We start from the raw sequence: 4,749 nt of genomic DNA on the forward strand, positions 1-4,749 counted from the left end.
GTACCGTGCCGGCGCCGGACTCTGATACGACGGGTGAAGCGAATCGGCGGCGCCCCTACGTCGTCACCGCCGCCTCGAAGTCTTTTCCGATGGCGAGAAACAGCCCGACCCCGACGAGACCGATGAGTGTCGCGCCGCCGAAGGCGGCCCGCGGGGAGAGGGCGTAGATCGCGCCGCCGATGGCAGCAGAGGGGATTACGACCGTGTTCCTGACGAGATAGTACGACCCCGTCACGCGGCCCCCCGTCCCGGCTTCGGCCGGGCCGACGATGAGCGCCTTGTGAGCCGGCAGCCCCGCGAACCGGAGCCCGGAGAAGGCAAACAGCGCCGCCAGCACCGCTGCGCTCTCGGGGGCATTTATAAGCAGGACCGGAAAGACGGCGTAGACTGCGAACCCGAGGGCGACGACCGGCTTCAATCCGACGCGGCGCGACAGCCGTGAGACCGGGATCATCACGACGAGCGCGACGAGCATTTCGATCGCGAGCAACACGCCGAAGTACGCGTCCGGTGAGAGCCGTCCGACAATCGGTAGCCGGACCCCGACAGAAAGAAATTCGGTTACGACGATGACGAAGAAGACATACACCATCCCGTTGGCGAAGCGGACGAGCGTGTCAGCGGCGAGCAGCGGCCGCAACTCCGGCGGCATCGCTCGCAGATCATTAATCACCGTCGAGACCCCCTCGAAGGACTTCCCGAGGCTGTCCTCGCTTGCGTCATAGAGGATGTGCTGGGCGAGCGTCGCTCCAAGTCCGAACGCCGCAGCGACGGCGAGGATAACTCGAAACCCCGTTTCGAAGGCAAACACAGAGAGGACGCTGGCCGCAAACAGCGGTCCGAGGAGGAACGCACTCCGGCGGAACGTCTCGGTGCTCGCGAACCCGGTTGCCAGTCGATCGGGCTCGATTGCTTGCTTGACGACCGCGAACGTGGCCCCGAGGCCGAAGGACTTCCACGCCTGCGCGAGCGCTAATCCCAGGAAGATCCCGACCGGGATCGAGGCGGGTTCGAGCCACCCAACGACGAACTCTCGGCCGAGGAGTTCGACCGTCGTCCCCACAGCGGGAACGGCGACGACGCCGAACGACGCCGCGAACAGCCAGACCACAAACCCGAGTGTCGACGCTATCCCGAATAACGTCAGTGCGACCCGCGACCCGATTCGATCGGAGAACACCCCGCCCGGGTAGGGGTAGACCGCGCCGATCAGGTTTCCGAATGTGCCGAACAGGCCGATCGCGACCGCACCCGCCCCGAGCACCGACATATACCGGGGAACGTATCGGCTCGTCATCTGGAACCCGAGGCTGAACGCGAACATCGCGACCGAGAGAACGAGCACGTCACGCTCGAGCGCCAGAAACCCCCGCACCAGCGCCCGGAGACTGTCGTGATCGTCGACGCGCCCCATACGCTCTGTTGGTCGGTTCGGGGTATAAACCTCTGTCACAGTAGAGCAGCTAGACAGCTTCCTTGATAAATCAGTCAAAACACGGGAGTTGAGCGCACGCGCACGCGGGATCGACGAACGCGACGCCTCCGATATCGACCGCCGGAGCGATCCGGCGCTACACGCCGGTCCCGACCGCGTCTTCGATCGAATCGAATCCGTCGCGTTCGAGCCGTTCGAGCAGTCCCTGGTTGATGTTGCGGGCAATCGAGGGTCCTTCGTAGACCAGTCCGGTGTATAACTGGACGAGGCTCGCACCGGCCCTGATCTTCTCGTAGGCACCGTCGGCGTCACTGACGCCGCCGACGCCGACGATCGGCTTCTCGGTTCGTTCGGCGATAAACCGTATCAGTCGGGTCGATTCGTTTTCGATCGGCTTTCCCGAGAGCCCGCCCGTCTCGTCGGCGTGTTCGCCTTGGAGCCACGGTGGACGGCTCGTCGTGGTGTTCGTCGCGATGACGCCGGCTAGATCGAGGCTCTCAACGACGCTGAGGGCGTCCTCGACGGCCGCCTCTGTGAGGTCGGGGGAGAGCTTTACTAACAGCGGGTCCGCGCCGGCGCCCGAAAGCGTCCCAAGGATCGACTCCAAGCGGTCGCGCTGTTGGAGTTCCCGGAGCCCGGGCGTGTTCGGCGAGGAGACGTTGACGACGAAGTATTCGCCTGCGCCGACCCGTTCGAACGTGTACAGGTAATCGTCCTCGGCGTCCTCGTTCGGGGTCGATTTCGACTTTCCGATGTTGACCCCGATGGGGACCCGACAGTCGGTGTTCTTGAGCCGTTTGCCGACGACATCGGCGCCGTCGTTATTGAACCCCAACCGGTTTATAAGTGCGTCGTTGCCGGGGAGCCGAAACAGCCGGGGACGGGGGTTACCGGCCTGCGGTTCGGCGGTCACGCCGCCAACCTCAACGTGGCCAAAGCCCAGCGCGGCGAGGGCCGCCGGCGCGGTCGCGTTCTTGTCGAACCCCGCGGCGACGCCGATCGGGTTCGGGAACGTCTGTCCGAGCGCTTCTACCCGGAGACGCGAGTCGACGACAGTGTAGTAGTCTGCAACAACCCGCTCGAGGGGTGTGTCCTGTATCGCTTCGAGAAGCCGGTGGCCGAGACCGTGCGCCGTCTCGGCGTCGAGTTGAAAAAAGAGGGGTTTGAGGAGATCGTACGGTGTCATCGGTGAAATTGGGTCGTTCGACGGTGTTAAACGCCGCGGTCCCGGTGGCTGCCTCGGTCTACAGATCGTGTTCGACGTCGTCCGTATCGGCTTTCTGGATAATGATCTTCCCGTCGCGGACCCGGACGAACACCTCGTCGCCGATGCTCATACCGGCAACGGCTAGCTCGTCCTCGTGGAGGTTCACGTGGACGTTGTGATACTCGCCCTGATCGTCTTTGGCCCCGCTTGGGCTGAGCTTCTTCTTTCGCACCATCGCGTTATGTTGGGTCGTTCACCACACGAGATACATAAGTGTACCGTGCGAGTCACGCAAGCAACTGTGTACGCTTCGATCGCACAAGGTGGCTCCCGAGGTCGCTTCGGAACGCCGAGGCAACTCAGTATTGGGGGGTTTTCCAGCCGGGATTTGCCCCCTATCGCTGAAATATGTGGGAGAAAACCGTGCCAGGGGGCTGACTTCGGGGTTATATTTATATTGACGTGTGTGCAGAAATCACACGGAGGAGACAACTCATGGCATCTGACGACGACACGCGAAACTTCGCGCTACGGGAGAACGGCGGCGACGAGACCAGCGTCTTTTCGGGCCGGACGCCGAGACAGGCGGCGCTGAAGGCGGCGAGACGGCTTGATCCCGCGGAGAGCGAGGACGCCGCCGACCGAATCGAACTCCGGCTGCGCGAGAAAGGAACAAAGAAGATCCACATCTACGAGGGGTGGGCATGGGAGGAGACGGCTCCCGACGACAGCCCCGACTGGATGCCCGAAGAAATAACCGAAGCGAACGTCTCGAAGCAGGGAATCAAACACCTAGAGGAACTGTAGCTAAACCGCACCCGGAGACAAATTTAGGCTGAGGAATCCTGAGAGCTGTACGGCTCAAGCGCATCGTCTCGAAATGGACCTGCCAGCTCCTGCTTCGTCGCTTCTCTGTTCGCCGGAGACTCCCCGGGGACCGGAAGACCCCAGGGACCGGAACCGATATGCCGGCTGCGCCGGTACGGTCGATGCGCGGCAACTCACCCGGCCGGACCGCGTACGTACGCGCGTAGGATGATGGATCCGACTTCCACCCGCGCAACACTCGTTCGGCCACCTGGACCATACTCTGGCTAACACGTTTGTTTTAGTGCCACGCTTTGCCCTCCTTTTTTGCAGATGGGTGTCCCGTCTGCGATGTACCGTCCCTGCTGTTGCATTTGTCACTTTCATATAATCGAATTGAAACATGTGTGGTGTCTTCTCTCACAGGGCCGCGCGCGTGATCCACCTCGGATTGACCCGAGGGCGACGCCAATCGCCGTCACAGCGATGCCTTTCGAGACAGACCGCCACGAGTGGGACTCACACGGCTCGAGCGGCATGAAATCGCGTGACGAAGCGGCCTCACTTCGACGGGCTTAATATGCCGACTCCCATCCGATAGAACGCGAAGGACGCGGGGCGAGATGCCCCGGCGGGACAGTCCTCTGGGCTGTCTCGTCCCGAGACCTCATTACACACGGTGGCGCTTGAACGGAACCCCGCAAGCTCGGAACAGCCGAGTGCGGGAGATCCGTTCCGACGCCCTTAAGTGTAACAGGGTACTCGGATTGAAGTACGTGTGGCAGTCCGGAATCGCAGTCCGGCGACGCCACGAATCCGATGCCCTTAAGTGTAACAGGGCACTTGGGTTGAAGTACGAAGGGCGAACCGGACTCCGTTCGGTTCGCCTCCGATCCAACGCCCTTATCAGTACAAGGGTGTTGATCAAAGATACGACGTGGTCGAGGACAGTTCGAAGCTGTCCTCGCTCACGGATCAACGTAATCCGATGGGTTTATGACCCATCACGGGTTACAATTAGATCCGAAGGAAATGAGGATTCCACCCCTGCGGTACGCCGTATAGATGGGATCTGATGTTAGCCTTGGCAGTTCGGTGACACTCGGTCGGTCCGATTGTCATCGATTGCCGATAGTATGGTACACACCTGTTTCAGGTGTGTCCCGCCAAACCCTCCCCGAACTGGGTAACAAGTTCGGGGAACACATTCCGGTTGATCCTGCCGGAGGCCATTGCTATCGGTGTCCGATTTAGCCATGCGAGTTGCACGTTTAACGTAGCAAACTGCTCAGTAACACGT

Annotated in this window: 4 protein-coding genes and 1 rRNA gene; 2 read left to right on the forward strand and 3 right to left on the reverse strand. The window is 61.6% G+C overall.

Features of this window, described 5'->3' with window-relative positions; all coding sequences use genetic code 11:
* Positions 1–55 precede the first annotated feature (55 nt).
* The 3 genes from ACI944_RS11905 to ACI944_RS11915 all read right to left on the reverse strand — a co-directional run bounded on the left by ACI944_RS11905 (position 56) and on the right by ACI944_RS11915 (position 2,877).
* Positions 56–1,414, reverse strand: coding sequence for an MFS transporter (locus tag ACI944_RS11905; RefSeq protein ID WP_411719269.1), 1,359 nt, complete (start codon positions 1,412–1,414; stop codon positions 56–58).
* Between the two features lie 157 nt (positions 1,415–1,571).
* Positions 1,572–2,621, reverse strand: coding sequence for a quinone-dependent dihydroorotate dehydrogenase (locus ACI944_RS11910; RefSeq protein ID WP_411719270.1), 1,050 nt, complete (start codon positions 2,619–2,621; stop codon positions 1,572–1,574).
* A 58-nt stretch (positions 2,622–2,679) separates the two neighbouring features.
* Positions 2,680–2,877 carry a hypothetical protein gene (locus tag ACI944_RS11915; RefSeq protein WP_411719271.1) on the reverse strand — a complete coding sequence of 66 codons (198 nt, stop codon included), beginning with the start codon at positions 2,875–2,877 and terminating at the stop codon, positions 2,680–2,682.
* Positions 2,878–3,137: 260 nt separating this feature from the next.
* Between ACI944_RS11915 and ACI944_RS11920 the strand changes: the two genes are divergently transcribed.
* Positions 3,138–3,449 carry a non-histone chromosomal MC1 family protein gene (locus tag ACI944_RS11920; RefSeq protein ID WP_411719272.1) on the forward strand — a complete coding sequence of 104 codons (312 nt, stop codon included), beginning with the start codon at positions 3,138–3,140 and terminating at the stop codon, positions 3,447–3,449.
* Positions 3,450–4,655: 1,206 nt separating this feature from the next.
* Positions 4,656–4,749 (forward strand): 16S ribosomal RNA (locus tag ACI944_RS11925); the annotation flags it as partial.

The organism is Natronomonas sp. (genome assembly GCF_046710025.1).
Classification (GTDB): Archaea; Halobacteriota; Halobacteria; order Halobacteriales; family Haloarculaceae; genus Natronomonas.